Annotated in this window: 23 protein-coding genes; 12 read left to right on the top strand and 11 right to left on the bottom strand. The window is 60.4% G+C overall.

Annotation, left to right across the window (positions count from 1 at the left end):
* Window positions 1-78: 78 nt before the first annotated feature.
* The 7 genes from AAEO81_RS00315 to AAEO81_RS00285 all read left to right on the top strand — a co-directional run bounded on the left by AAEO81_RS00315 (window position 79) and on the right by AAEO81_RS00285 (window position 9,277).
* A complete protein-coding gene (locus AAEO81_RS00315) occupies window positions 79-1,050 on the top strand; it encodes a phosphate ABC transporter substrate-binding protein PstS family protein (RefSeq protein ID WP_341960931.1) in 972 nt (323 codons plus the stop codon).
* A 194-nt stretch (window positions 1,051-1,244) separates the two neighbouring features.
* Complete coding sequence (locus tag AAEO81_RS00310; protein ID WP_341960929.1) at window positions 1,245-3,530, top strand: ABC transporter permease subunit; 2,286 nt, start codon at window positions 1,245-1,247, stop codon at window positions 3,528-3,530.
* 7 nt (window positions 3,531-3,537) lie between these two features.
* A complete protein-coding gene (pstA, locus tag AAEO81_RS00305) occupies window positions 3,538-5,214 on the top strand; it encodes a phosphate ABC transporter permease PstA (protein ID WP_341960928.1) in 1,677 nt (558 codons plus the stop codon).
* 103 nt (window positions 5,215-5,317) lie between these two features.
* Window positions 5,318-6,151: a phosphate ABC transporter ATP-binding protein PstB gene (pstB, locus tag AAEO81_RS00300; RefSeq protein ID WP_341960926.1), complete on the top strand. Its 834-nt coding sequence runs from the start codon at window positions 5,318-5,320 to the stop codon at window positions 6,149-6,151.
* A 54-nt stretch (window positions 6,152-6,205) separates the two neighbouring features.
* Window positions 6,206-6,964 carry a phosphate signaling complex protein PhoU gene (gene phoU / locus AAEO81_RS00295; RefSeq protein WP_166594019.1) on the top strand — a complete coding sequence of 253 codons (759 nt, stop codon included), beginning with the start codon at window positions 6,206-6,208 and terminating at the stop codon, window positions 6,962-6,964.
* A 184-nt stretch (window positions 6,965-7,148) separates the two neighbouring features.
* Window positions 7,149-8,045, top strand: a complete 897-nt coding sequence (locus AAEO81_RS00290; protein ID WP_341960924.1) for a response regulator — start codon at window positions 7,149-7,151, stop codon at window positions 8,043-8,045.
* Window positions 8,046-8,368: 323 nt separating this feature from the next.
* A complete protein-coding gene (locus AAEO81_RS00285) occupies window positions 8,369-9,277 on the top strand; it encodes a peptidoglycan DD-metalloendopeptidase family protein (protein WP_341960922.1) in 909 nt (302 codons plus the stop codon).
* A 140-nt stretch (window positions 9,278-9,417) separates the two neighbouring features.
* Here the strand turns inward: AAEO81_RS00285 and AAEO81_RS00280 are convergent, their stop codons facing one another.
* The 3 genes from AAEO81_RS00280 to phoB all read right to left on the bottom strand — a co-directional run bounded on the left by AAEO81_RS00280 (window position 9,418) and on the right by phoB (window position 12,899).
* Window positions 9,418-10,758: a hemolysin family protein gene (locus AAEO81_RS00280; RefSeq protein WP_341960921.1), complete on the bottom strand. Its 1,341-nt coding sequence runs from the start codon at window positions 10,756-10,758 to the stop codon at window positions 9,418-9,420.
* A gap of 98 nt (window positions 10,759-10,856) precedes the next feature.
* Complete coding sequence (gene phoR, locus AAEO81_RS00275; protein WP_166594023.1) at window positions 10,857-12,158, bottom strand: phosphate regulon sensor histidine kinase PhoR; 1,302 nt, start codon at window positions 12,156-12,158, stop codon at window positions 10,857-10,859.
* 51 nt (window positions 12,159-12,209) lie between these two features.
* The gene (phoB, locus tag AAEO81_RS00270; RefSeq protein WP_062379821.1) at window positions 12,210-12,899 is read right to left on the bottom strand and encodes a phosphate regulon transcriptional regulator PhoB; all 690 of its coding nucleotides are present in this window, start codon (window positions 12,897-12,899) and stop codon (window positions 12,210-12,212) included.
* A gap of 171 nt (window positions 12,900-13,070) precedes the next feature.
* Between phoB and AAEO81_RS00265 the strand changes: the two genes are divergently transcribed.
* Window positions 13,071-13,451 (top strand): hypothetical protein, encoded by a 381-nt coding sequence (locus tag AAEO81_RS00265; RefSeq protein ID WP_341960920.1) that lies wholly within the window; start codon window positions 13,071-13,073, stop codon window positions 13,449-13,451.
* Between the two features lie 34 nt (window positions 13,452-13,485).
* On the opposite strand, the gene ubiA is transcribed toward AAEO81_RS00265, so the two are convergent.
* Together ubiA and AAEO81_RS00255 are read right to left on the bottom strand one after the other, a co-directional pair.
* Window positions 13,486-14,376, bottom strand: coding sequence for a 4-hydroxybenzoate octaprenyltransferase (ubiA, locus tag AAEO81_RS00260; protein ID WP_341960919.1), 891 nt, complete (start codon window positions 14,374-14,376; stop codon window positions 13,486-13,488).
* On the bottom strand, window positions 14,376-14,951 hold the full coding sequence (locus tag AAEO81_RS00255) for a chorismate lyase (protein WP_341960918.1): 576 nt from the start codon (window positions 14,949-14,951) through the stop codon (window positions 14,376-14,378). Before AAEO81_RS00255 ends, ubiA begins: the two co-directional genes overlap by 1 nt.
* A gap of 201 nt (window positions 14,952-15,152) precedes the next feature.
* Here AAEO81_RS00255 and AAEO81_RS00250 point away from each other — a divergent pair, with 201 nt between their 5' ends.
* The 4 genes from AAEO81_RS00250 to AAEO81_RS00235 all read left to right on the top strand — a co-directional run bounded on the left by AAEO81_RS00250 (window position 15,153) and on the right by AAEO81_RS00235 (window position 17,551).
* A complete protein-coding gene (locus tag AAEO81_RS00250; protein WP_108236219.1) occupies window positions 15,153-15,320 on the top strand; it encodes a rubredoxin in 168 nt (55 codons plus the stop codon).
* Window positions 15,321-15,352: 32 nt separating this feature from the next.
* Window positions 15,353-16,501, top strand: a complete 1,149-nt coding sequence (locus tag AAEO81_RS00245; RefSeq protein WP_341960917.1) for an FAD-dependent oxidoreductase — start codon at window positions 15,353-15,355, stop codon at window positions 16,499-16,501.
* A 188-nt stretch (window positions 16,502-16,689) separates the two neighbouring features.
* Window positions 16,690-16,965: an HU family DNA-binding protein gene (locus AAEO81_RS00240; RefSeq protein WP_166594027.1), complete on the top strand. Its 276-nt coding sequence runs from the start codon at window positions 16,690-16,692 to the stop codon at window positions 16,963-16,965.
* Between the two features lie 208 nt (window positions 16,966-17,173).
* Complete coding sequence (locus AAEO81_RS00235) at window positions 17,174-17,551, top strand: helicase (protein ID WP_341960915.1); 378 nt, start codon at window positions 17,174-17,176, stop codon at window positions 17,549-17,551.
* A gap of 165 nt (window positions 17,552-17,716) precedes the next feature.
* Here the strand turns inward: AAEO81_RS00235 and AAEO81_RS00230 are convergent, their stop codons facing one another.
* The 6 genes from AAEO81_RS00230 to exbB all read right to left on the bottom strand — a co-directional run bounded on the left by AAEO81_RS00230 (window position 17,717) and on the right by exbB (window position 24,439).
* Window positions 17,717-19,111 (bottom strand): HDOD domain-containing protein, encoded by a 1,395-nt coding sequence (locus AAEO81_RS00230; RefSeq protein ID WP_341960914.1) that lies wholly within the window; start codon window positions 19,109-19,111, stop codon window positions 17,717-17,719.
* Window positions 19,112-19,196: 85 nt separating this feature from the next.
* A complete protein-coding gene (gene recG / locus AAEO81_RS00225) occupies window positions 19,197-21,272 on the bottom strand; it encodes an ATP-dependent DNA helicase RecG (RefSeq protein ID WP_341960913.1) in 2,076 nt (691 codons plus the stop codon).
* An 8-nt stretch (window positions 21,273-21,280) separates the two neighbouring features.
* Window positions 21,281-22,210, bottom strand: coding sequence for a hydrogen peroxide-inducible genes activator (locus AAEO81_RS00220; RefSeq protein WP_166594031.1), 930 nt, complete (start codon window positions 22,208-22,210; stop codon window positions 21,281-21,283).
* Between the two features lie 91 nt (window positions 22,211-22,301).
* Entirely contained in the window at window positions 22,302-23,045 is a 744-nt protein-coding gene (locus AAEO81_RS00215) for an energy transducer TonB (RefSeq protein WP_166594032.1), read from the bottom strand.
* Entirely contained in the window at window positions 23,042-23,467 is a 426-nt protein-coding gene (gene exbD / locus AAEO81_RS00210; RefSeq protein ID WP_341960912.1) for a TonB system transport protein ExbD, read from the bottom strand. The genes AAEO81_RS00215 and exbD overlap by 4 nt, the downstream gene beginning before the upstream one ends.
* 3 nt (window positions 23,468-23,470) lie before the next feature.
* A complete protein-coding gene (exbB, locus tag AAEO81_RS00205) occupies window positions 23,471-24,439 on the bottom strand; it encodes a tonB-system energizer ExbB (protein ID WP_166594034.1) in 969 nt (322 codons plus the stop codon).
* Window positions 24,440-24,546 lie beyond the last annotated feature (107 nt).

Raw genomic sequence — 24,546 nt, 5'->3', positions numbered from 1 at the left:
TTGTCACAACTTGGTCATACAGTAGTCACATGGCCATCATTCACCCGGCCAGATTTTTGACCTCGCCAGGAGCCAGGCATGACATTCAAGCGTTTGATGACTGCACTCACCTTTGTCGCAGCCAGCGTTGCCACCGCAAGCGCTGTTGCTGCGGTTGATCCGGCGATCAAACCTTACGTCAAAACCTCCGGCGTCTCGGGCAATCTGTCGAGCGTTGGCTCGGACACCTTGGCCAACCTGATGACCATGTGGGCCGAGGCTTACAAGAAAGAATACCCAACGGTGAACATCCAGATTCAGGCGGCGGGCTCGTCCACGGCGCCTCCGGCACTGACCGAAGGCACTGCAACCATTGGCCCTATGAGTCGCAAGATGAAGGACGGCGAGATGTCGGCCTTCGAGCAGAAATACGGCTACAAGCCAACCGCGATCCCGGTGGCGGTGGATGCGTTGGCGGTGTTCGTGCACAAGGACAACCCGATCAAGGGCCTGACCTTGCAGCAAGTGGACGCGATCTTCTCGGCCACTCGTCTTTGCGGTGCCAAGACGGACGCAAAAACCTGGGGGGACGTGGGCGTGACCGGGGATCTGGCGGGGAAGTCGATCCAGCTGTTTGGCCGCAATTCGGTTTCGGGCACTTACGGCTACTTCAAGGAAGTCTCGCTATGCAAGGGCGACTTCAAGCCCAACGTCAACGAGCAGCCCGGCTCCGCCTCGGTGGTCAGCTCCATCAGCAGCTCGCTGAACGGCATCGGTTATTCGGGCATTGGTTATAAAACGTCCAGCGTGCGCACCGTGCCGCTGGCCAAGAAAGAGGGCGATGCCTTCATCGAAGACAACGAAGCCAACGCGCTGAATGGCACGTACCCGCTGGCGCGGTTCCTTTATGTCTACGTGAACAAGGCGCCCAACAAGCCGCTCAACCCGCTGGAGGCCGAGTTCGTCAAACTGATCCTGTCAAAACAAGGTCAGGAAGTTGTCACGAAAGACGGGTACATTCCTCTACCAGCCAAGGTTGTCAGCAAAGCATTGGCTGATCTGGGGCTATAAGAACGCGGCAGTGCGAAGCGCTGCCAGACAACCCTGCGCGGGGTGACAGGTTCGTCCCGCCGCTGAACCCAAGGGCCTTATGGAACGAGGCTTGCGAAACATGAACAGTCCGTTGCCACGGTTCCGAGGCGACGGGCTTTTTTGCGTCACTATGCTGTCATGTATCTGTCATACATTGCCGCTAGGGTGTGCGCATGAATGATTTGGCCAATTCATCAATGACCGAGAAGTCCTCGCCTGAGCGCATTGATTTCAATGCGCCGGAGCTGCAACGCCAGCGTCGTATTCGTGCGCTCAAGGACCGACTGACGCGCTGGTACGTGTTGGTGGGTGGCCTCGCCGTTCTCGCGGCAATCACGCTGATCTTCTTTTATCTGGCCTACGTCGTCGCCCCTCTGTTTCAGGGCGCGAAGCTGACCGCCCAGACCGTACAGACTCCCACCTGGATGCAGGACGCTGGCAAACCGCTGGTGCTCGTCCTCGAAGAGCAGAATCAGGTCGGCCTGCGGGTCTCGGACAAGGGCGAAGCGCTGTTCTTCAATATCGCAGACGGAAGCGAGCTGACCCGTGTGGCGCTGCCAATCCCTGCTGGCGCGCACGTGACGTCGGTGGCGCAGGATCAGCCTGGCAAGCCGCTAATGGCGGTAGGTTTGTCCAATGGCCAGGTGCTGGTGTTCAAGCACGCCTACCCGATCAGCTACCCCGGCAACAAAAAGACCATCACCCCGGCTATCACGTGGCCCTACGGCGAAACCCCCTTGGTGTTGGATGACGCGGGGCGTGCACTTGAGCATGTCAGCCTCAACGCCAACGACACCACGCTGATTCTGGCGGGTGCCACCGGCGCGGAACTGCACGTGCTGTCGCTGACCCAGTCCGAAAACCTGATGACCGGCGAAACCACCCGCGAACAGAACCGCATTGCGCTGCCACAGCTGTCGGCCATGGTGAAAGCGATTTACGTCGATCCGCGCCAGCAGTGGCTGTACGTCATCAATGGTCGCGCCCAGGCCGACGTGTTCAGTCTGCAAGACCGTACGCTCAACGGTCGCTACAAACTGCTGGAAGACGCCAACGCTGAAACCACCGCCAGCACGCAGCTGGTGGGCGGCATTTCCCTGATGATCGGCAGTTCTCGCGGCAACATCGCCCAATGGTTCATGGCCCGCGACGTCGATGGCGAGATGCGCTTGCAGCATATCCGCGACTTCAAAATGAGCGGCGCGCCCATCTCGCAGATCACCGCCGAGCAACGCCGCAAAGGCTTCATTGCCATGGACACCTCCGGCAAGCTGGGCGTGTTCCACAGCACGGCCCATCGCACGTTACTCATCGATCCGGTCGCCAGCGGCCCGTCGGTCATGGCCCTGTCGCCGCGCGCTGATCGCATCGTCGTCGAAGACAACGGCAAGCTGCTGCCTTTGACCCTTAACAACCCGCACCCGGAAGTCTCATGGAGCGCGTTGTGGGACAAGGTCTGGTACGAGAACTACGACGAACCCAAATACATCTGGCAGTCCACGGCCTCGAACAGTGACTTCGAACCCAAGCTCAGCCTGGCCCCGCTCACCTACGGCACGCTCAAGGCCGCGTTCTACGCAATGCTGCTGGCCGCGCCGCTGGCCATTGCCGCTGCGATTTATACGGCCTACTTCATGGCACCGGGCATGCGCCGCAAGGTCAAGCCGGTCATCGAGCTGATGGAAGCCATGCCGACCGTCATCCTTGGCTTCTTCGCGGGGCTGTTTCTGGCGCCGTATCTGGAAGGGCATTTGCCGGGGATTTTCAGCCTGCTGCTTCTGACCCCCATCGGCATTCTGCTGGCGGGTTATCTGTGGACGCGCTTGCCTGATTCGATTCGCCTGCGCGTGCCCGACGGCTGGGAAAGCGCAATCCTGATTCCGGTCATTCTGCTGGTGGGCTGGTTCTCGTTGGGCATGAGTTCGCACATGGAGAACTGGTTCTTCGGCGGCGACATGCGTTCGTGGATCACCAACGATCTGGGCATCACCTATGATCAGCGCAACGCGTTGGTCGTCGGTATCGCGATGGGTTTTGCCGTGATCCCCAACATTTATTCGATTGCCGAAGACGCCGTGTTCAGCGTGCCTCGCGGCCTGACACTCGGCTCCCTGGCGCTGGGCGCCACGCCTTGGCAGACCTTGATGCGCGTGGTGTTGCTCACGGCCAGCCCCGGAATATTCTCGGCGCTGATGATCGGCATGGGCCGCGCGGTGGGCGAAACCATGATCGTGCTGATGGCCACGGGCAACACGCCAATCATGGACATGAACCTGTTCGAAGGCATGCGCACGCTCGCGGCCAACGTTGCGGTAGAGATGCCGGAATCCGAGGTGGGCGGCAGCCATTACCGCGTGTTGTTCCTCGCGGCGCTGGTGCTTCTGGTCTTCACCTTCATCATGAACACCTTGGCAGAGCTGATTCGTCAGCGCCTGCGCAAGCAGTATTCATCTCTCTAGGGCAGGTATGCAGATGAAAAAGACCTCCCTCAAGAGCTGGTTCAACAGCGGCGCCCCCGGCGTGTGGATCAGCGCGGGTGCCGTGTCGATTGCCGTGATCATGACCATCGGCTTGTTGGCGGTGATTGCCGTGCGCGGGCTGGGGCATTTCTGGCCAGCGGACGTGATTTCCGCCCAATACGACGTTCCCGGCCAGGAAAAACACGTGCTGGTCGGCGAGCTGGTGCAGTCCGAGCAAGTCCCACGTGCCCGCCTCAAGGCGACCGGATTGCCGGTGCCAGATCAAGGGCCAGAGTTCATGACCCGCGACCTGTTCAAGGTCGGAAACCGCGACCTCAACCCCAGCGATTTCAGCTGGGTCATCGGTGAGTGGCTGAAGGACCAGAAAAGACCCGCCGAGCTGATGACGATCGAGCGTCGGGAGTGGGGCAATTTTTACGGCTATCTGGTCAACGTCAAAGAAAACGGGAAGGTCGTTGCCGAGGGCGAGGCCGCGTGGCCACAGTTGCGCGAGCGCATCGAGCGGGCGCAGACGATCTCCGATGAATTGGACAGTCTGGAAAAGACCGACATCGGCGCGATCAACCACGGCATCGAACGCCTGCGCCTTCAGGCTCGCAAGCTGGAGCTTAACGGTCAACTGGACGCCGAGGCCCAGGCCGACATGGCGACCGAGCGCGCCGAGTACGACGCGCGTTACAAGGATATCGAGTCGCGCCTCTCTGCCTTGCATGCTGATTTTGCGCGCGACAGCCTGACCGCCCGTGACGCCAACGGCAAAGAAGTGGAAATCAGCCTTGGCAAGGTTGTGCACGCGTATCAGCCCAATGCCATGGGCGTTGCGACCAAGTTGGGCTTCTACTTCCAGAAGCTGTGGGAATTCCTCAGCGACGACCCGCGCGAAGCCAACACCGAGGGCGGGATTTTCCCGGCGATCTTCGGCACCGTAATGATGACCCTGATCATGGCGGTGATCGTGACCCCGTTCGGCGTGCTGGCGGCGGTCTATCTGCGTGAATACGCCCGTCAGGGGCTGGTGACGCGGCTGATCCGCATTGCCGTGAACAACCTGGCGGGTGTGCCGGCCATTGTGTACGGCGTGTTCGGCCTGGGGTTCTTCGTCTATGTGCTCGGCGGTTCGCTGGATCGGCTGTTCTTCCCCGAAGCGCTGCCTACGCCGACATTTGGCACGCCGGGTCTGCTTTGGGCGTCGTTGACCCTCGCGCTGCTCGCGGTGCCGGTGGTGATCGTGGCGACCGAGGAAGGTCTGGCGCGCATCCCGCTGACCCTGCGCGAAGGCTCGCTGGCACTCGGCGCGACCAAAGCTGAAACCCTGTGGAAGATCGTGCTGCCAATGGCCAGCCCGGCCATGATGACCGGCCTGATTCTGGCTGTCGCTCGCGCAGCGGGTGAAGTCGCGCCGTTGATGCTGGTGGGCGTGGTCAAGCTTGCGCCGTCGCTGCCCGTGGACGGCAACTACCCGTATTTGCACCTCGATCAGAAGATCATGCACTTGGGCTTTCATATTTATGACGTGGGCTTCCAGAGCCCCAACGTCGAAGCTGCACGGCCGCTGGTGTACGCCACGGCGCTGTTGCTGGTGCTGGTGATTGCGCTGTTGAACCTGTCGGCGGTGACCATTCGCAACCGGCTGCGCGAGAAGTATCGCGCCCTCGATGGATGACCGCAGCGACGAGCTTCAAGCGGCAAGCTACAAGCCGCTCCCCGATTGCTCCACTTGTAGCTCACGGCTTAACGCCTGCCGCTAAAAACGATGTGAGAGAGAGATGCAGAAAGATCCACACACACACGGCGTGAACATGTCGGCCCTGGGGCGCAAGCGCCAGGGATTGGACATGGCCAGCGAAGACGTGGCGCTGGAAGTGCCGGGCCTGAACCTGTTCTACGGCGACAAGCAGGCGCTGTTCGACATTCAGATGAACATCCCGAAGCAACGGGTGACGTCGTTCATCGGCCCGTCGGGCTGTGGCAAATCGACTTTGTTGCGCACGTTCAACCGCATGAACGATCTGGTGGACGGCTGCCGGGTGCAGGGCGAGATCAAGCTGTACGGCCACGACATCTACACCAAGGGTGAAGACGTTGCCGAACTGCGCCGTCGCGTGGGCATGGTGTTCCAGAAGCCCAACCCTTTCCCCAAGACCGTGTATGAAAACGTGGTCTATGGCTTGCGGATTCAGGGCATCAACAAAAAGCGCACGCTCGACGAGGCGGTCGAGTGGGCACTGCGTGGCGCGGCGCTGTGGGACGAGGTCAAAGACCGCCTGCATGAGTCGGCGCTCGGGCTTTCCGGTGGTCAGCAGCAACGTCTGGTGATCGCCCGCACTATCGCCGTCGAACCTGAAGTGCTGCTGCTGGATGAGCCGTGCTCCGCGCTCGACCCGATTTCGACGTTAAAAGTCGAAGAGCTGATCTACGAACTGAAATCCAAATACACCATTGTGATCGTTACCCACAACATGCAGCAGGCGGCGCGTGTATCGGATTACACCGCTTTTATGCACATGGGCAAGGTGGTCGAGTTTGGGGACACCGATACGTTGTTCACCAATCCGACCAAAAAGCAGACTGAAGACTACATAACCGGTCGTTACGGCTAGCACGTGTTTCGTCAGCCCTGAACCACCGCGCAATCAATCGGACGGACACTCAGCATGATCAAAGACAGCCACACACATCACATCTCCCAGCAGTTCAACGCTGAACTGGAAGAGGTTCGCAGCCACCTGCTGGAAATGGGTGGCCTGGTCGAGAAGCAGGTCAATGACGCGGTCACCGCGCTGATCGAAGCCGATTCGGGCCTCGCCCAACGGGTTCGTGAAGTCGACGATCGCATCAACCAGATGGAGCGCAACATCGACGAAGAGTGCCTGCGCATTCTGGCCCGTCGTCAGCCTGCCGCTTCCGACCTGCGTCTGATCATCAGCATCTCCAAGTCGGTCATCGACCTGGAGCGCATCGGTGACGAATCCACCAAGATCGCCCGTCGCGCCATTCAGCTGTGCGAAGAAGGCGAGTCGCCACGCGGTTATGTGGAAGTGCGCCACATCAGTGACCAGGTGAGCAAAATGGTCCGTGACGCTCTCGATTCGTTCGCCCGTTTCGACGCCGATCTGGCGCTGTCGGTCGCGAAGTACGACAAGACCATCGACCGCGAGTACAAGACCGCGCTGCGTGAGCTGGTCACCTACATGATGGAAGACCCGCGCTCGATTTCTCGCGTGCTCAACGTGATCTGGGTCCTGCGTTCGCTGGAGCGTATCGGCGACCACGCTCGTAACATCTCGGAGCTGGTGATCTATCTGGTGCGCGGTACCGATGTGCGTCACCTGGGTCTCAAGCGCATGCAGGAAGAAGTCGAAGGTCTGTCCGCCGAAATACCTAATGTTCCGGCCTCGCCTGACGATAAGTAAGATTGCCTGAGAAAAAACGCCTGGCGAACGCCGGGCGTTTTTTTTGGGGATTCAGTCCTTTCAGGCCGCCTATTTTTCTGTCACCCGCGAATAAATGTCCCGGTGTCGTCAAACAATTTTGGCAGTTGGCCACCAGCCAGCGATATGCTCGCCATTTGCGGTGAACACGCCATCAGGAGCGTCGATGAGTAAAGTCAGTGTATTGGTGGTGGATGACGCGCCGTTCATCCGCGACCTGGTTAAGAAAGGGCTGCGTAACGCCTTTCCCGGCGTCACGCTGGAAGACGCAGTCAATGGCCGAAAAGCTCAGGTCCTGCTGACCAAAGAGGTGTTCGACCTGGTGTTGTGCGATTGGGAAATGCCCGAGATGTCCGGGCTTGAATTGCTGACCTGGTGCCGTCAGCAAGAAAGCCTGAAAGGCATGCCTTTCATCATGGTGACCAGCCGTGGTGACAAGGAAAACGTCATTCAGGCGATTCAGGCGGGCGTTTCCGATTTCATCGGCAAGCCGTTCACCAATGAACAGTTGCTGACCAAAGTGAAGAAGGCGCTGCACAAGGTCGGCAAGCTGGAGGCCTTGATGTCGTCCGGCCCGGCTCGTGCTGCAGCGGCGTTCGCCAACGACTCCCTGAGCGCGCTGACGGGCAATCGTCCGGAAGTCGTGTCCGCCACGCCAGCGGTGTCTGCTCCGACGCAACCGTTGATCAGGCCTGCCGCTCCGGCCGCGGCGTCGACCGAGCCCACCGGCCGTGGTCAGGGCCAGTTGCGTCTGTCCAGCGGCACTCAGCAATGCGTGATCAAGGCCTTGACGCTGAAAGAGGCGTCGCTGGTCGTACGACGCAGCGAAATCCTGCCGCAGATTCTGGACAGCGCCGTGCTCGATCTGGAGCAAGGCGAGAACGCCGAGGTTGCCCGTTTGAACGGTTATCTGCACGCCATCGCCGCGTTCGAGCAGAAACCAGATAGCGACTGGCTGCAACTGACCTTCCGCTTCGTCGACCAAGACACCCAGAAGCTCGACTACCTGTCGCGCCTGATTGCTCGCGGCACAGCGCTCAAGCACTTCGTGCCTGGGGCGTAAGTAAATCCAATTGACCGCAATTACAGGGCGGTCACAAAACCTGTGGGAGCGAATTTATTCGCGAAAGGTCGGTGCGGTCGCAGCAGATGTATCGGCTGTACGATTGCATCGCGAATGAATTCGCTCCCACAGAGTCGTTGCAGCCCGACAAGCTGACCAAACGCATTCCCAACTCAGCATAGAAATTGCAAAACCCCTCGCGCCTGACCCTGACGCGATTTCCTTGACGCTTCGTCTATTGCCGATTGATACGGATAAGTCCCGTTCTATCGGCTTCGCTGCTAGGCTGGGCGCCAATCGTCCCTTACGCCAGGCCTATCCCGATGTTAGAGCGCTTGCTGGTCGTGTGTGCATTGCTACTGGCTGCGCAGTCGGCCTCCGCCATCACCATTTATCGATTCACCGACGCTAACGGCGTGGTCTCGTTCACCGACCAACCCGTCAAAGGCGCCCAGGCGATGAAGTTGCGCGAGCGCATGGTCGAGCACATCGACAGTCAGGTACGCCTGAACGTCAAAAAAGCCAAAGGCACCGACAGTCTTTACGTGCGCAACGACCTGTATGCGCCGGTGGAAATCGAGCTCAAGCTGTCAGGCGTGAAGAACGTCGTTGGCGTCGCCGATCAGGTCATTCGCCGCACGATTCCCGCCCGCAGCAGCGAACGGCTGATCGCCCTCAGCCCGCAAATCCCGAGCAAGGCCATGGCCTACAAGCCGAGCTTGCGCTCGATTGTCGGCGACCCGCAGCGGGGCCTTGTGAGCAACGTGGGCGGGTATCGTTATCCGCTGCCGTGGGTCGGCGGGCCATTCCGCATCAGCCAGGGCCCCAACGGCGCCTACAGCCATGTGGGTGCGAGAAGCCGCTACGCCATCGACATCGCCATGCCGGAAGGCACACAGATCATCGCCGCGCGCAGCGGGACCGTGATCAAGACCGAGAATAGCCAGACAGGCCGAGGCGCGAACCCCTCAGGCAACTTCGTGCGCATCTTGCACGACGACGGGACGATGGGCGTTTACCTGCATTTGAAGCAAGGGTCGGTCAGCGTGAAGGAAGGGCAGCGCATCGTGGTGGGCACGCCACTGGGGCTTTCCGGCAACACCGGCAACAGCACTGGGCCGCACCTGCACTTCGTGGTGCAGCGCAACGTCGGGCTGGCGCTGGAGTCGATCCCCTACGAATTCGCCCAGCCAGTGCAGAGCCTGCCGAATTTTGCGATTGGCGGGAATTGATATCGGTGCGGCGGGGCGTGTCTCTGTAGGAGCGAATTCATTCGCGAGAGGCCGGTGAAGCCTACACATCCCCGTCGGATGTGTCGCCGCTTCGCGAATGAATTCGCTCCCACAGGTTTTCCATATCGTTCGGGCTTACATCAATCCAGCTTCAACACCTTCGCCAGCACAATCTTCGGGCCTTTCATCTTTTTGATGATGATGCGCAGCCCTTCGACTTCCATGACTTCCTCTTCCTCAGGCACGCGCTTCAGGCTGTCGTAAATCAGGCCGGCAAGGGTTTCGGCCTCGACGTGGTCCAGATCGATGCTCAGCAGCCGCTCGACCTTGAACAGAGGTGTATCACCCCGCACCAGCAGTTTGCCCGGTTGGTACGCGAGGATGCCGCGCTCGGCCTTGCGGTGTTCGTCCTGGATGTCGCCCACCAGCACTTCCAGCACGTCTTCCATGGTCAGGTAGCCGATCACCTTGCCATCGGCTTCCTCGACCAGAGCGAAGTGCGCGCCGCCCTGACGAAACTGCTCCAGCAGGCGCGACAGCGGCATGTGTTTGGACACGCGCTCAAGCGGACGGGTCAGCTCGGCCAAATCGAACGCTTCCGGGAGATGATCCAGCGCCGCCAGTTCCAGCAGCAGGTCCTTGATGTGCAGCAGGCCGACGAATTCGCCACGCTCGGCGTCGTACACCGGGTAGCGGCTGAACTTGTGGCGGCGGAACAGCGCGAGGATTTCCTTGAGTGGCGCGTTGAAATCCAGCGTGACGAGGTCTTCGCGGGAGTTTGCCCAGTCCACCACTTCCAGCTCGCCCATTTCAACAGCGGAGGCGAGCACGCGCATGCCTTGGTCGCTTGGGTCCTGGCCCCGGCTGGAGTGCAGGATCAGCTTGAGCTCTTCGCGGCTGTAATGGTGCTCGTGATGCGGGCCAGGCTCGCCCTGACCTGCGATGCGCAGAATGCCGTTGGCGCTGGCGTTGAGCAGGTAAATCGCCGGGTACATGGCCCAGTAGAACAGGTACAGCGGCACCGCCGTCCACAGCGACAGCAGCTCTGGTTTGCGAATGGCCCAGGATTTGGGTGCCAGCTCGCCGACCACGATGTGCAGGTAAGAGATGAGGAAGAAGGCCGTGAAGAACGACACGCCTTTGACGACTTCCGGCGAATTCACGCCCAGCATTTCCAGCAGCGGCGCCAGCAAATGCGCGAACGCAGGTTCACCGACCCAACCCAGGCCAAGGGAGGCGAGGGTGATGCCCAGCTGACAGGCCGAGAGGTAGGCGTCGAGTTGACTGTGAACCGTGCGCAGGATGCGGCCGCGCCAGCCGTTTTTCTCGGCAATGGCTTCCACGCGTGTAGAGCGCAGTTTGACCATGGCGAACTCTGCCGCAACGAAGAAGCCGTTGAGCAGGACCAGAATCATTGCGAAGAGAATCATGCCGAAGTCGGCGAAAATCGAAGCGAGGCTAATACCAGGGGAAGGGTCCATGATGGAGTTTTGCAGGTTCCGTTTTGATAAGGGACGTCATAAACCCCCACGAATCGGGGGCATAAGCGCAGCAATTTAGCGGCTATCCACATGCTTTGCTAGGGCTTGGTCATTTGCGCGGGAGCGAAGTTGCAGATAAATACGCTGCCTTTGCCCAACACACTGTTGATCTCCATTGCGCCCCGATGGCGCAACAGCACGTGCTTGACGATGGCCAACCCCAATCCGGTGCCGCCGGTGTTGGACGCACGGCTGGAGTCGACCCGGTAGAAACGTTCAGTCAGGCGTGGGATGTGTTTGGGGTCGATGCCGATGCCCGAGTCTTGCACGCTCAGGTGTGCGCCACGTCCGTCAGCCCACCAGCGCACGCGGATCCTGCCGTCGGCGGGGGTGTATTTCACGGCATTGAAGATCAAGTTGGAGAACGCGCTTCGCAACTCCGCTTCGCTGCCTTTGAGGTTCACGTGGTCTTCGATGTCCAGCGTGATCTGCTGATTCTTGCTGCCGGACAACGCCTGCGCGTCACTGGTAATGGATTGCAGGAGGGCGGGGACCGACACGGGCTGGTTGTCCGACGGGTAATCAGTGGCTTCGAGCTTCGCCAGCAACAGCAGGTCGTTGAGCAGGGTCTGCATGCGGCCACCTTGCTGGTTCATCTGCTGCAACGCACGCAGCCAGCGAGGGTTCACGTCTTCAGCGTTATCGAGCAAGGTTTCCAGATAACCACAGATGACCGTTAGTGGCGTTCGCAGCTCATGGGACACGTTGGCGACGAAATCCTTGCGCATCTGCTCCAGCTGATGAAGGCGGGTGACGTCACGCACCAGCATCAGGTGCTCGTTGTTGCCGTAGCGAGTGATCAGCATCTGAATGCGCAAGCGATCATTCACCGGCGATGGAATCTCCAGCGGCTCGGCGTAATTGGCTTGCTCGAAATATTCCTTGAAGCGCGGGTGGCGCACCAGGTTGGTGACCGGCTGGCCGCTGTCTTGAGGGGTTTTCAGGCCCAGAAGAGTTTCAGACGCGCGGTTCCACCATTCCAGGTTGCCATCGCTGTCGAGCATGATCACCGCGTCTTTCAGCGCTGCCGTGGACTCCTGCACACGATCAATGACCGCTTGCAAACGCCCCCGCACGCGTTGGTCGCGGCGTTGCAGGTGATAAATGCTGTCGAAGACGTCGCCCCACAGGCCGTAGCCGTCAGGCGGTGGCTCGTCGGGTTTGTGATGGCGCAACCAATCGTGCAGGCGCAGCAATTGTTTGAGGGTCCAGGCCAAGTACAGACCCAGAGCGACAGCCAGGCACGCGCCGTAGTGCCCACTGATCAACCCGGCCAGCAGCGCGGCCGTGACCAATAGCAGCAGGTGGCGGATCAGGGTGCCATGCCAGTTGTGATTCAATTAACGCGTCCTTGTTTTCAGCGAATGGCGAATCCGCTCCCAAAAGCGTGCTCAGCTTTTGGTGGAGAAACGGTAGCCAGTACCGCGGACGGTTTGTACCAGATTTTCATAGGCATCGCCGAGGGCTTTGCGCAGACGACGGATATGAACGTCAACGGTGCGCTCTTCCACATAAACGTTGCCGCCCCAGACCTGATCGAGCAACTGACCACGGGTGTAGGCGCGTTCCTGGTGCGTCATGAAGAACTGCAGCAGGCGGTATTCGGTCGGGCCCATCTCGGCAGGCTTGCCGTCGATGGTGACACGGTGGCTGATCGGGTCGAGCAGCAGACCGCCAACTTCGATCGGCGACTCGCCGTCGTTCGGACCCGCACGACGCAGCACGGCCTTGAGGCGCGCGACCAGTTCGCGGGGGGAGAAAGGCTTGGTGATGTAATCATCGGCGCCGACTTCAAGACCCTGGATCTTGTTGTCCTCTTCGCCTTTGGCGGTGAGCATGATGATCGGGATGTCGCCGGTCAGCTCGTCGCGCTTCAAACGGCGCGCCAGCTCGATGCCGGAAGTGCCAGGCAGCATCCAGTCGAGCAGAATCAAATCGGGTTTGCGGTCGACGATGACGGCGTGAGCCTGTTGAGAGTTCTCTGCCTCCATGCAGTCATAGCCGGCCATTTCCAGTGCGACGGCGATCATCTCGCGAATCGGCGCTTCGTCGTCGACGATCAGAATGCTCCTGCCAACCATGCCTCGAACCTCATGTCATTTAACTGTCTTGGGGCGCATTAGATAACGGAATTATTGCAGTCGTGTGACAGGTTAGTTCGAATGAGGCGCGAAGTCTGGCCTCGCGCTAGACTGTCGGTCCTGTCCTACAACAAATGTCTAAATAACGACGAACAAAAAGAGGATGTACCGATGGCTAAAATTTCTTCCGCCTTCATGAGCCTTCTGGCTGCTGCCGCCCTGGCCTCGTCCGGACTGGCGTTCGCTGCCGCGCCGGCAATGACCACTGGGGGCGTGCTGACAGACCACAAAGGCATGACTCTCTACACCTTCGACAAAGACACCTCAGCCGGTAAGTCGGTGTGCAACGACCAATGCGCAACCAATTGGCCACCGTTGACCGCCACCGCTAGTGATAAAGCCGAGGGCGACTGGACCATCATCAAGCGTGACGACGGCGCTTCCCAGTGGGTCTATAAAGGCAAACCGCTGTACACCTTCAAGGCCGACAAAGCCGAGGGTGACAAAACCGGCGATGGCAAGGGCGACGTCTGGCACGTGGCCAAGCCTTGATCTGAGGCTTGAACCTGCGCTGTCCCGCAACGGGTCAGCGCAGCGCGTAGTCCACGACAATTCCGACGAAGATCGCCAGCCCCGCCCAGTGGTTATGCAGAAAGGCTTTGAAACAGGCTTGCGGATCTTTGTCCCGCGTCGACCAGAACTCCCAGGCGAAACACCCGGCGGCTACGAGCAGGCCGAGGAAAAAGTACAGCCCCAGCTCGAAGCGTGATCCGGCCAGCATCAGGCAGAACAGCGCCAGGCCCTGCAGCGTCAGGATGATCACCCGGTCCGCGTCGCCGAACAGCACCGCCGTGGATTTCACGCCAATCTTCAAGTCGTCTTCGCGGTCGGTCATCGCGTAATAGGTGTCGTAGCCCACGGTCCACAGCAGGTTAGCGATGTACAGCAGCCACGCCGCAGCGGGCAGATCGCCGGTCTGCGCCGTGAACGCCATCGGCATGCCCCACGAGAACGCAGCGCCCAGCACCACTTGCGGGTAATAGGTGTAGCGCTTCATGAATGGGTAGGTCGCCGCCAGCGCCAGGCCGCCGAACGACAGCCAGATCGTGGTGGCGTTGGTCAGCAAGACAAGACCAAAGCTCAGCGCCACCAGAATCGCGAACAGCGCCAGCGCTTCCTTCGACGTGACTTTGCCACTCACCAGCGGGCGTTGCTCGGTGCGTTTGACGTGTCCATCGACCTTGCGGTCCGCGAAGTCATTGATCACGCAGCCTGCGGCGCGCATCAGGAACACGCCGATTACGAAAATCAGCACATTACCCAGCGACGGCGAGCCTTTGCCCGCGATCCACAACGCCCACAGCGTCGGCCACAGCAGCAGGTAAATGCCGATCGGCTTCTCGATGCGCATCAGTTGAATGAAGTCCCAAGCGCGAGGGTGCAGACGGGAGAGGGCTTTGAGCAGCGACAGGTACATCAGCGGCGCTCCTGATGGGAATCGGCAATGTGATGGATGGCGTGCCAGACCGTCGGCAAAAACACTTCAGCCACCAGAATGCTTAACGGGCCGCGGCTGAAGCAGGAGCGTCGCCCCCAGAGACCGGGCGCGACATCGGCGTTGGGCAGCCACAGCGCGGGGTATTGGCAGATTTGCAACGGACCGCGTGCGAACGCGCGGTCGCTGAACAGCAACTCGCCCAACGATCGCGTGCCGAGTTCGTCCATGTGCAGACCGTCCCGCTCCAGCGCGGCACGACCGGCCACGCTCCGGGCGAACACCCATTTTTCGCCATGGCCCAGCAGGTACACCTCGCGCACCCAGCCTTCGCTGCCATCGGCCAAGTCCAACGCCGCGCATTCGTCGGCACGCAGACGTTGCCAGCCCTCGAACAAGGGCATGACGCTAAAGCCATCGTGAGAGAGCCGGGTCAGGCGGCGGGTCAGGGAGTCTTCGTGGAACAGCCATTCGAGGACGACGGTGTCAGGCGCTTCGATCAGTTGATCGCGCGTCAGCCAGTGAGGGGAAGGGCATGCAGGATTTTGCTGGATCACAGTGAGCAGATATTGGCAGCAATCGAGGCGGCGAGCTTAGCATGATTGACGATGCTGGCCGACGACCGGAGCGGGCCATAAGCGTCGATGAAACTTGCGTCATCGCCCTCCGATCAGTAAAACGCCCTGACCCATTCGAAAAAGTGCGACGACCGCCAAACGTCTGGGCCCGTCCAGCCTGAGAACCGAGAGAACCGACTGATGAAAAAGTGGCAATGCATTGTCTGTGGCCTGATTTACAACGAAGCCGACGGTTGGCCCGATGACGGCATTGCACCCGGTACCCGCTGGGAAGACGTGCCGGAAGACTGGCTGTGCCCTGATTGTGGCGTCGGCAAGATGGATTTCGAGATGATCGAAATCGCCTGATTTTTGTTTTCTGACTGACTGTGGAGAAGTGAATGAACGCGCCTGTGGTGATCATCGGAACTGGCCTGGCGGGCTATAACCTCGCCCGCGAATTTCGCAAGCTCGATGGCGAAACCCCGCTGTTGCTGATCACCGCCGATGACGGTCGTTCCTATTCCAAGCCCATGCTTTCCACCGGCTTTGGCAAAAACAAGGAAGCCGACGGCCTGAGCATGGCCGAACCCGGCGCGATGGCCGAGCAGTTGAAGGCCGAAGTGCGCACCCACACCCACGTCAGCGGCATCGACCCTGGCCACAAACGCCTGTGGATCGGCGAAGAGTCGGTTCACTACCGCGACCTGATCCTGGCGTGGGGCGCGGAAACCGTGCGCGTGCCAGTCGAAGGTGACGCGAGCGATGTGATCTTCCCGATCAACGATCTGGAAGACTACGCGCGTTTTCGTGCAGCCGCGTCGGGCAAGCGTCGCGTGCTGATTTTGGGCGTTGGCCTGATTGGCTGCGAGTTCGCCAATGATCTGATTCTTGGCGGTTACGAGGTCGACTTGGTCGCGCCGTGCGAGCAAGTCATGCCGACCTTGCTGCATCCAGCGGCTGCGGCTGCCGTGCAGGCAGGGTTGGAAAGTCTCGGTGCGCGTTTCCATTTGGGGCCTGTACTGAGTCGCCTGGCCCGGACTGAAGACGGCCTCGAAGCGCACCTGTCCGATGGCGAAGTGTTGCAGTGCGATCTGGTGGTCTCGGCCATTGGGTTGCGCCCGCGTGTCGATCTCGCGGCGGCAGCGGGTCTTGAGATCGGCCGCGGCGTGGTGGTCGATCGTCACCTTAAAACTTCTCACGCCAATATCTATGCGTTGGGCGATTGCGCCGAAGTCGATGGCCTCAACTTGCTGTACGTGATGCCGCTGATGAGTTGCGCCCGTGCGTTGGCACAAACCCTCGCCGGGACGCCGACTGCCGTGAAGTACGGCCCGATGCCCGTGACCGTTAAAACCCCTGTATGCCCGTTGGTGGTTTCACCGGTTCCTAAAGGCCTGGAAGGTGTCTGGAGCGTCGAAGGGCAAGGCGCTGACATCAAGGCGCTGTGCCACGACGCGAGCGGCAACCTGCTGGGCTACGCGCTCACCGGGGCGGCGGTGTTGGACAAACTGGCGCTCAACAAGGCACTCCCGCCACTCTTGGCGTAAATACTTGTCGTTCTGTCGGATAAGGCACGTTTTTGTTGCTACAAACGTCGCTCCTGCACTGGCGCGGGATTCTGCAGCATGCCATCCTCATTCCGGTCTGCCGCTACGTAGAGCCGTCGCGGCACCTGCTCGCTGCCCGCCAGGGCCGCACGGGACATAAAAACAAAAAACCGTAAAAGAGGCTTCATATGCGTAAACCAGAACTCGCAGCTGCTATTGCTGAAAAAGCAGATCTCACCAAAGAACAAGCCAATCGCGTCCTCAATGCCGTCCTGGATGAAATCACCAACGCCTTGCACAAAAAGGACAGCGTCACCCTCGTGGGCTTCGGCACTTTCCTGCAACGCCATCGTGGCGCACGCACGGGTAAAAACCCGCAGACGGGCGAGCCGGTGAAAATCAAAGCCAGCAACACCGTAGCGTTCAAGCCAGGCAAGCTTCTGAAAGACACTGTTAACCCGTAATAAATCGCTGGACGCCTTGCGGAAGGCGAACGGCAGCCAATGGGCATACCTGCAAAAGCGGGATGCCCATTTTTATTGCCCGCGATATACGGAGCGCTGTCTATCCCGCCATTTTGCGACCAGCAGGTTCTGTTCGTTCACCTCGTCTTCAAGCTCGCTACACTGGCGCTCAACGCTGTATTCGCACGTGTCGGTAGAGGCCTTGAACATGAAGTTTCGCTTTCTTCTTTGGATGCTGGGCCTGTTGATGGCGCGCGCCAGTCGCACTAACCCGGCTTTTCAGCAACAACTGGCGGGCAAAGACCTGACGTTTCAGTTGCAGACGCAGGATGGCAAGGTTGCACGGCATTTTGTGGTGCGCGATCAGCGCGTCAGCAGCCAGAGTGGCGCGGTGGCCGCGCCCGCTTTTGCGATTTCGTTCAGGGATGCCGCCTACGGTTTCGCCACGATGCAGGCGAAGAACAAGCAGTTGGCGTTCATGCAGGGGATTCAGGACAAGAACATTCAGGTCACCGGCAACACCGGATTGGTGATGTGGTTTCAGGGCCTGACGAAGTATTTGAAGCCGAGGAAGAAGAAGGCGTAATTCTGTAGGAGAGTGGCTTGTCCCGCGATCGGTGACGCAGTCGCCGTGATATCAGCTGATGCGGTCTCTCAGGCAGTCAGAGTCTGCCGGTTTTACTGTCGGTGCCCGACAGATCGCGGGACAAGCCGCGCTCCTACAGTATGTAGGGCGCAGCAAGTATTCGGCTCAATGAAACTGCGACGCCAACTCGCGCAGCAGCACTTCGGCTTCCAGCACTTTCTGCACCACGTCTTCAGCTTTTTCGCGCGGCAATTGCAGACGCTCGAACAGCTCATCCGGAATGCTTTCCATCGGGCCAGAACCGATGCCTTCCTTGCGCAGCAAGCGCACCGCCAGACATACCAGGTTGGCATACTTGTGGTGTTCACCGTCGTAATGCGGGTCGTGCTGGAAGCGCAGGGCCGTTGCCAGTTCATCCGGCATGTCCCAATTACGCATCAGCCACGCACCGATCTGTTCGCGGGTAATGCCCAGCAAGTGCTGTTCCACGAAACTGTGGTGCAGGTGCGGGTTGACCTCGATCTGGCGGCAAATCAGCGAAAAGTGTGGCGGGAACACGTGGGCCAGCAGTAGGTAACCGAAATTATGCAGCAAGCCCGCCAGGTAGGTCAGGCCGCTTTCTGGACGCTCTGCGCGCGGCATCGCACGGGTGAGGCCCTCGATGACCGCCGCGGTGTAGATCGACTGCTGCCAGTAAGGCGTCGCGTGCTGCGGATGATCCTTCGGCAATTCCAGGGTTTTGCCCAGCGCCAGGCCCAAGGCCAGGTTGATCACCAGATCGAAACCGAGCACGCGAACAATGGCATCTTCAACCGAGCGAATCTTGCCTGCCGAGCCGTAATAGGGCGACGCGGCCCAGCTCACCACCTGGGCGGCCAGCGCCGGGTCTGTTTCGACGACGCCGGTGATGTCGTCAATCGTGGCATCCGGGTCGACCCGCAGCTTGATGATCTTCTGCGCGGTGTCGGCCAGCGGCGGGATTTCCACGGTCGCTTCCAAGCGCTGCTGGATGCGGCGCGCAGTGAAGTTCTGCACGGCTTTGGTGATTTCCTCGCGATCGTCGTCCGGGCGCTTGAGGTTCGGCGTGACGGTCGAGACCAGGTGGCCGAACGTGGCGGCGCTGGCCTTGCTCAGGAGAGTCTTGAAGTCATCGCTGCTGATTTCCAGCAACAAACCCGGCTCGCCAGACTCGATCAGTACGGTCGGCTCCAGCAGGAGGCGTTCGTCGTACAGGCACGGTGAGCTGGTCAAGGCGGGAAGGGCAGGCAGGCTGCGCAGGTTGTTCTTGCTGAGCATCTGGTCCAGATGATCCTGCGAAACCGCTGTCAGTTTGCGGCCGGTCAACTCGGTAATGCGATTCAGGTCCAGCAGTTGGTTTTGCGGAAACAGGACCAGCAGCGCGCCGACAGTGTCATGGGCCAAGATGGCCTGCACCTTTTGCGCAGTGGGAAGTGTGTCGTCGTCCATGACTTCGCGGAAGCTGATGGCAGCTTTGCCAAGCAACTGTCGAATGACAGACGGGGCGTGTTGGGTTGCGTCGATTTGGGCAACTTCTGTCATGGCCTGTATCCAGATTCCTACAATTGCTGAAGTATAACCAGCTTGGTTGTTCTATAGGTGAGACACGTTCCGATTGCCGACCACTTCACACTTGCCCGTATTGCTGGCCGTGGCGCAACCAGCGTTCCAGCAACGGACTCACGTGTGCTGGCCAGCGTTCGAGCAATGCCTGGGCAGCGTCTCGGACTGCCGGCAGCAGGTCAGCATCTCGCATCAGGTCGGCGACCTTGAATTGCAGCAGGCCTGTTTGTCGCGTACCGAGCATCTCGCCCGGGCCGCGTAGTTCGAGGTCTTTTTCCGCAATCACGAAACCGTCGTTGGTCTCGCGCATGATCCCCAATCGCTGTTTGCCGATCTGCGACAGAGGTGGATGGTACAACAGCACGCAATGGCTGGCTGCACTGCCGCGTCCCACTCGTCCGCGCAATTGGTGCAATTGCGCCAGGCCCAGTCGCTCGGGGTTTTCGATGATCATCAGGCTGGCGTTGGGCACGTCCACACCGACCTCGATCACAGTGGTGGCGACCAGCAACTGTAGATTGCCTTGTTTGAATTCCGCCATGACGGCGGCTTTCTCGACCGGCTTCATGCGACCGTGGATCAGCCCCACCTTGAGTTCGCCGAGGGCACTGGTCAGTTCTTCGAACGTGGTCTCGGCGGCTTGGCAGGTCAGCTCTTCAGACTCTTCGATCAGCGTGCACACCCAATAAGCCTGGCGTCCTTCGGCGCAGGCGTTTCGAACACGTTCGACGACTTCGATCCGGCGGCTGTCAGCCACCAGCACGGTGTTGACTGGCGTCCGACCAGGTGGCAGCTCATCGAGGATCGACGTGTCGAGATCCGCGTAAGCGCTCATCGCCAGCGTACGCGGGATGGGTGTCGCCGTCATGATCAGCTGATGCGGGCACATCCGACCGCCGACGCCTTTCTTGCGCAGGGCCAGACGTTGTTGCACACCAAAACGGTGTTGCTCGTCGATGATCACCAGAGCCAGGTTCTTGAACTGCACTTCGTCCTGAAACAACGCATGGGTGCCGACCACCATGGGCGCCCCGTTGGCGATCTGTTCGAGTGACGCGGCCCGGGCCTTGCCTTTGAGCTTGCCTGCCAGCCACGCGGTTTCAATGCCCAAGGGTTCGAGCCAGCGGGTGAAATTGATGAAGTGCTGCTCGGCGAGAATCTCGGTCGGCGCCATCAGTGCGACTTGATAACCCGCTTCCAGGGCCTGCAACGCAGCGAGGGCCGCGACAACGGTCTTGCCCGCGCCCACATCGCCCTGAATCAGCCGCAGCATGGGTTCCTGTTGACTGAGGTCGTAGGCGATTTCCTTGCCGACCCGCTGCTGGGCCCCCGTCGGTGGAAAGCCGAGGTTCGCCAGAAACTGCTTCGGTAGCTTTTTAGCCAGGGGCAGGGCGGGCGCGCGCTGGGAGCGCAGGCTTTCACGCAGGCGTTGCTGGGACAATTGGTGCGTCAGCAGTTCTTCGAAGGCCAACCGGTGCTGGGCCCAGTGATGGCCGAGTGCGAGTTCTTCGACATCGGCGTCTGCCGGTGGGTGGTGCAGATAATGTATGGCGTCCGACAGCGGGGCGAGTTGGTAGTCCCGCGCCAGCTCGTCGGGGAGCCAGTCAGGCAGGCTTTTCGGGCCGAGCATGCCGAGGCTTTGCTGGCACAACTGGCGCAATCGCTGCTGTGTGAGGCCTTCGGTCAGGGGATAAATCGGCGTGAGCGTCTGCTCCACGGCGACGTGCTCTTCACCGGTGATGGCGCGGTATTCCGGGTGATAGATTTCCAGCCCCGACGCCCCGGGCCTTGCTTCGCCGTAGCAGCGCACGTGGGTGCCACGCTTGAGGCCGTCTTTCTGCGCGTTGCTGAAGTGATAGAAGCGCAGGCTCAACACACCTGTGCCATCACCCAGTCGCACCAACAGGCTGCGACGCTTGCCCATCACCACGTCAGCGCCGCTGACCACCCCTTCGATCACCGCGTCCTGCCCCGGCCGCAACGCGCCGATGGGCACGACACGGGTGCGATCCTGATAGCGCAGGGGCAAGTGAAACAGGACGTCTTGAATGTTTTCCAGGCCGACCCTCGCCAGCTTTTCGGCCATGGCCTCGCCGACGCCCTTGAGCGCCGTGACCGAGACGTGGGACAGCTCAGTCATACCGCCACTTAGCTCGCTTCGGCCTGGGCTTTAGGGCGCGCAACCGAGCACAGGCGGATCGAGTCAGCCAGGATTTCGATGGCTTTAGGCCGTGGGAAACTGGCACGCCAGGCGATGGCCACTGTGCGGAACGGCACAGGTGGCGACAGCGGACGGACCTCGATCACGCCAGGCGCGTAGTGGTGACTGTCCACAGCGGACATCGGCAGAATCGATACCCCAAGCCCCGACGCAACCATATGACGGATGGTTTCCAGCGAACTGGATTCGACCGTGGTGTGCTTGGCACTGTCGCCGCCCTTGACCAGCGTCGGGCAGGCTTCGAGGACCTGATCGCGGAAGCAGTGGCCTTCGCCCAACAGCAGCAGGCTCTTATCGTTCAGCGCCGAAGCGTCGATGGTGGCTTTCTGGGTCCACGCGTGGTCGGCTGGCATCAGCACGTAGAACGGCTCGTCGTACAGCGACATGGTCAGCACGTCGGCTTCGTTGAACGGCAGAGCGATGATGATCGCGTCGAGTTCGCCGTTGCGCAGCTTGTCGCGCAGCACGTGAGTGAAGTTCTCTTCGATGTACAACGGCATTTGCGGGGCGACGCGATGCAGTTGCGGAATCAGATGAGGGAACAGGTAAGGCCCGACGGTGTAGATCGCGCCGACTTTGAGCGGGGCGGTCAGTTGGTTCTTGCCGGTCTGGGCGAGTTCACGGATGCCTTGAGCTTGTTCGAGCACCTTCTGTGCCTGAGCCACGATGCCCTCGCCAACCGGCGTAAGACGTACCGCACTCTTGCTGCGCTCGAAAATCAGCACACCGAGTTCATCTTCCAGCTTCTTCACGCCCACCGACAGCGTCGGCTGGCTGACATGGCAGCGCTCGGCCGCGTGGCCGAAATGCTGCTCTTGAGCGAGGGTAACGATATAGCGCAATTCTGTGAGGGTCATAGCGTGCGTCCATGAAGTTGCGGCCCCAGCATAGCGGGTGCAATCGATAGACGCACGTTATCAGGCACTCTGTCTTTGTAAAAACGTCGTTTCAGCGTTTATCCAACGAGTAAACGAACGGCGCAACGACTTCGAGCGTGCCATTGTTGAGCAATTCCGGTGGCGGCTTGGGCAGCGGCTGAGCGCGACGGATCATTTCCAGCGTCGCCCGATCCAGTGCCGCACTGCCCGACCCCCCCGCGATTTCGTACGACAGCACGCGACCTTCACCATCGACGACGAAGCGCAGACGGTTGATGCCTTGCATGCCGCGACGGCGCGCGTCTTCCGGGTACTTCTTGAATTTGCTCAGGTGACGCAGCAAGTCGCCCTGCCAGCTTGGCAATGCGGTACTCGGCGGCGCAGGCGGGGCCTGTTCGGGTGCCGCGGATTTTTCCGGCTTGGCGTTGGACGGCTGAGTGTCTACCGGTTTTTCATCGGCAGGCTTCTCTTCCTTCGGCGGCTCGACTTTCTTCACCGGCTTCGGCGGCTGAGGCTTGGGCTTCGGCTTGACCGGTTTCGGAATCGCGATTTCGGGTTTTGGCGCTTCGGCGATAGGCGGAATCGGCAGTTGCTCTTCAGGCGCAGGGGGCTGCGGCGGTTGAACGACTTTCGGCGGTGGCGGCGGTGCTGGCTCGGGAACAGGCGCCAGCTCGATCATCATCGCGGCCGGTGGCAGTTCGACGGCCTGCGGAGAGGACCACCGCAGGGCGACGAGAATCGCCACGGCGTGGACCGCCAGCACCAACAACAGACTACCGCTATAGCGCGTCAGTTTTTGGCGCGTATTGATCATTTCTTACCAACCGTCTCAAGACCCACCAGGCCGACTTTCAGGTAACCGGACCCGCGCAGGAGGTTCATCACCTCCATCAGATCGCCGTAATCCACGCCTTTGTCGGCCTGGAAGAAGATCGTCGTGTCCTTCTTGCCCTTTGTCTTGGCGTCCAGCACCTGACCGATCTGCTCGCGGACGACCTTTTCGTCGCCCAGGTACAGGCTCTGGTCGGCCTTGACGCTCAGGAAGACAGGCTTCTCGGGTCGGGGCGCGGGTTTCGCCGTGGAGGCGGGCAGGTCGACCTTGATGTCGACCGTGGCCAGAGGCGCCGCCACCATGAAGATGATCAGCAGCACCAGCATGACGTCGATGAACGGCGTCACGTTGATTTCGTGGTTCTCGGCGAGGTCGTCGCCACCTTCGTTAAGATGCAGGCCCATGGTTTACCCCATTTTTACCATGTGCGGCTGTTGGGCACGTTCAACGGCGGGCTGGTGATCCAGATCGCGGCTGACGAGCAACAGAACCTGTGCCGAGGCATCGGACACTTGCGCCTTATAGCCTGCGATGGAGCGGGCGAAGACGTTGTAGATCACCACCGCCGGAATCGCGGCGACCAGACCCAGTGCCGTAGCGAGCAGGGCTTCGGCGATACCTGGCGCTACGACGGCGAGGTTGGTGGTCTGAGTCTTGGCGATGCCGATGAAGCTGTTCATGATGCCCCACACGGTGCCGAACAGGCCCACGAACGGCGCGGTGGAACCGATGGTGGCGAGTACGCCGGTGCCCATGCTCATGTTGCGACCGCACGCGGCAACCAGACGCTCCAGACGGAAGCTGACGCGTTCCTTGATGCCCTCGCGTTCGCGGCTGTTCACCGACAGGTGCATTTCTTCGAGGGCGTCATGAACCAGAAGATTGGCGAGCGTGCCTTGCTTCTTGGCACCGGCGCTGGCTTCGTCCAGAGTACGCGCGCGTTTGAGGGCGGCGATTTCGCCCTTGAGGCGACGCTTGGCGCCCAGCAGTTCGAAGCCTTTGGCGATCCAGATGGTCCACGTGATGATCGAGGCGATGGCCAGGCCGATCATCACGGCTTTGACGACGATGTCGGCGTTTTTGTACATGCCCCACGGCGACAGGTCATGGGACATACCCAGGCTGTTGTCTTGTGCAGCGGCTTCAAGCGACTCGGTCGGTGCGGCAGGGTCTTGAACGGCAGGCGCTGCCGAGGTGTCCACTGGGGTGGCGGTTGGCGCGGCCGATTGCACGGCAGGCGTTTGCGCGGGGGCATTGGAGTCGGCGAAGGCGATGGGTGTCAGCATCAGGCTGAACAACACCGCTGCGAGTGCACGAACTGCGCGTGGCAGACCTGAAGACATAGTGGGGGAAGCGGGGGATTGAGTGCGTGTCATGCTGGCCCGACCTGATATTGAAAAGGTGTTTCGTTCTAAGTGCGTCACGCTGGCGCGAGGCGAGCGGAGGAGAACAAAGGGCCGGTATTATTGCAAGTAATTCTTGT

This window comes from Pseudomonas sp. RC10 (genome assembly GCF_038397775.1).
GTDB lineage: Bacteria > Pseudomonadota > Gammaproteobacteria > Pseudomonadales > Pseudomonadaceae > Aquipseudomonas > Aquipseudomonas bambusae.
This window is presented reverse-complemented; position numbering and strand designations above follow the sequence as displayed.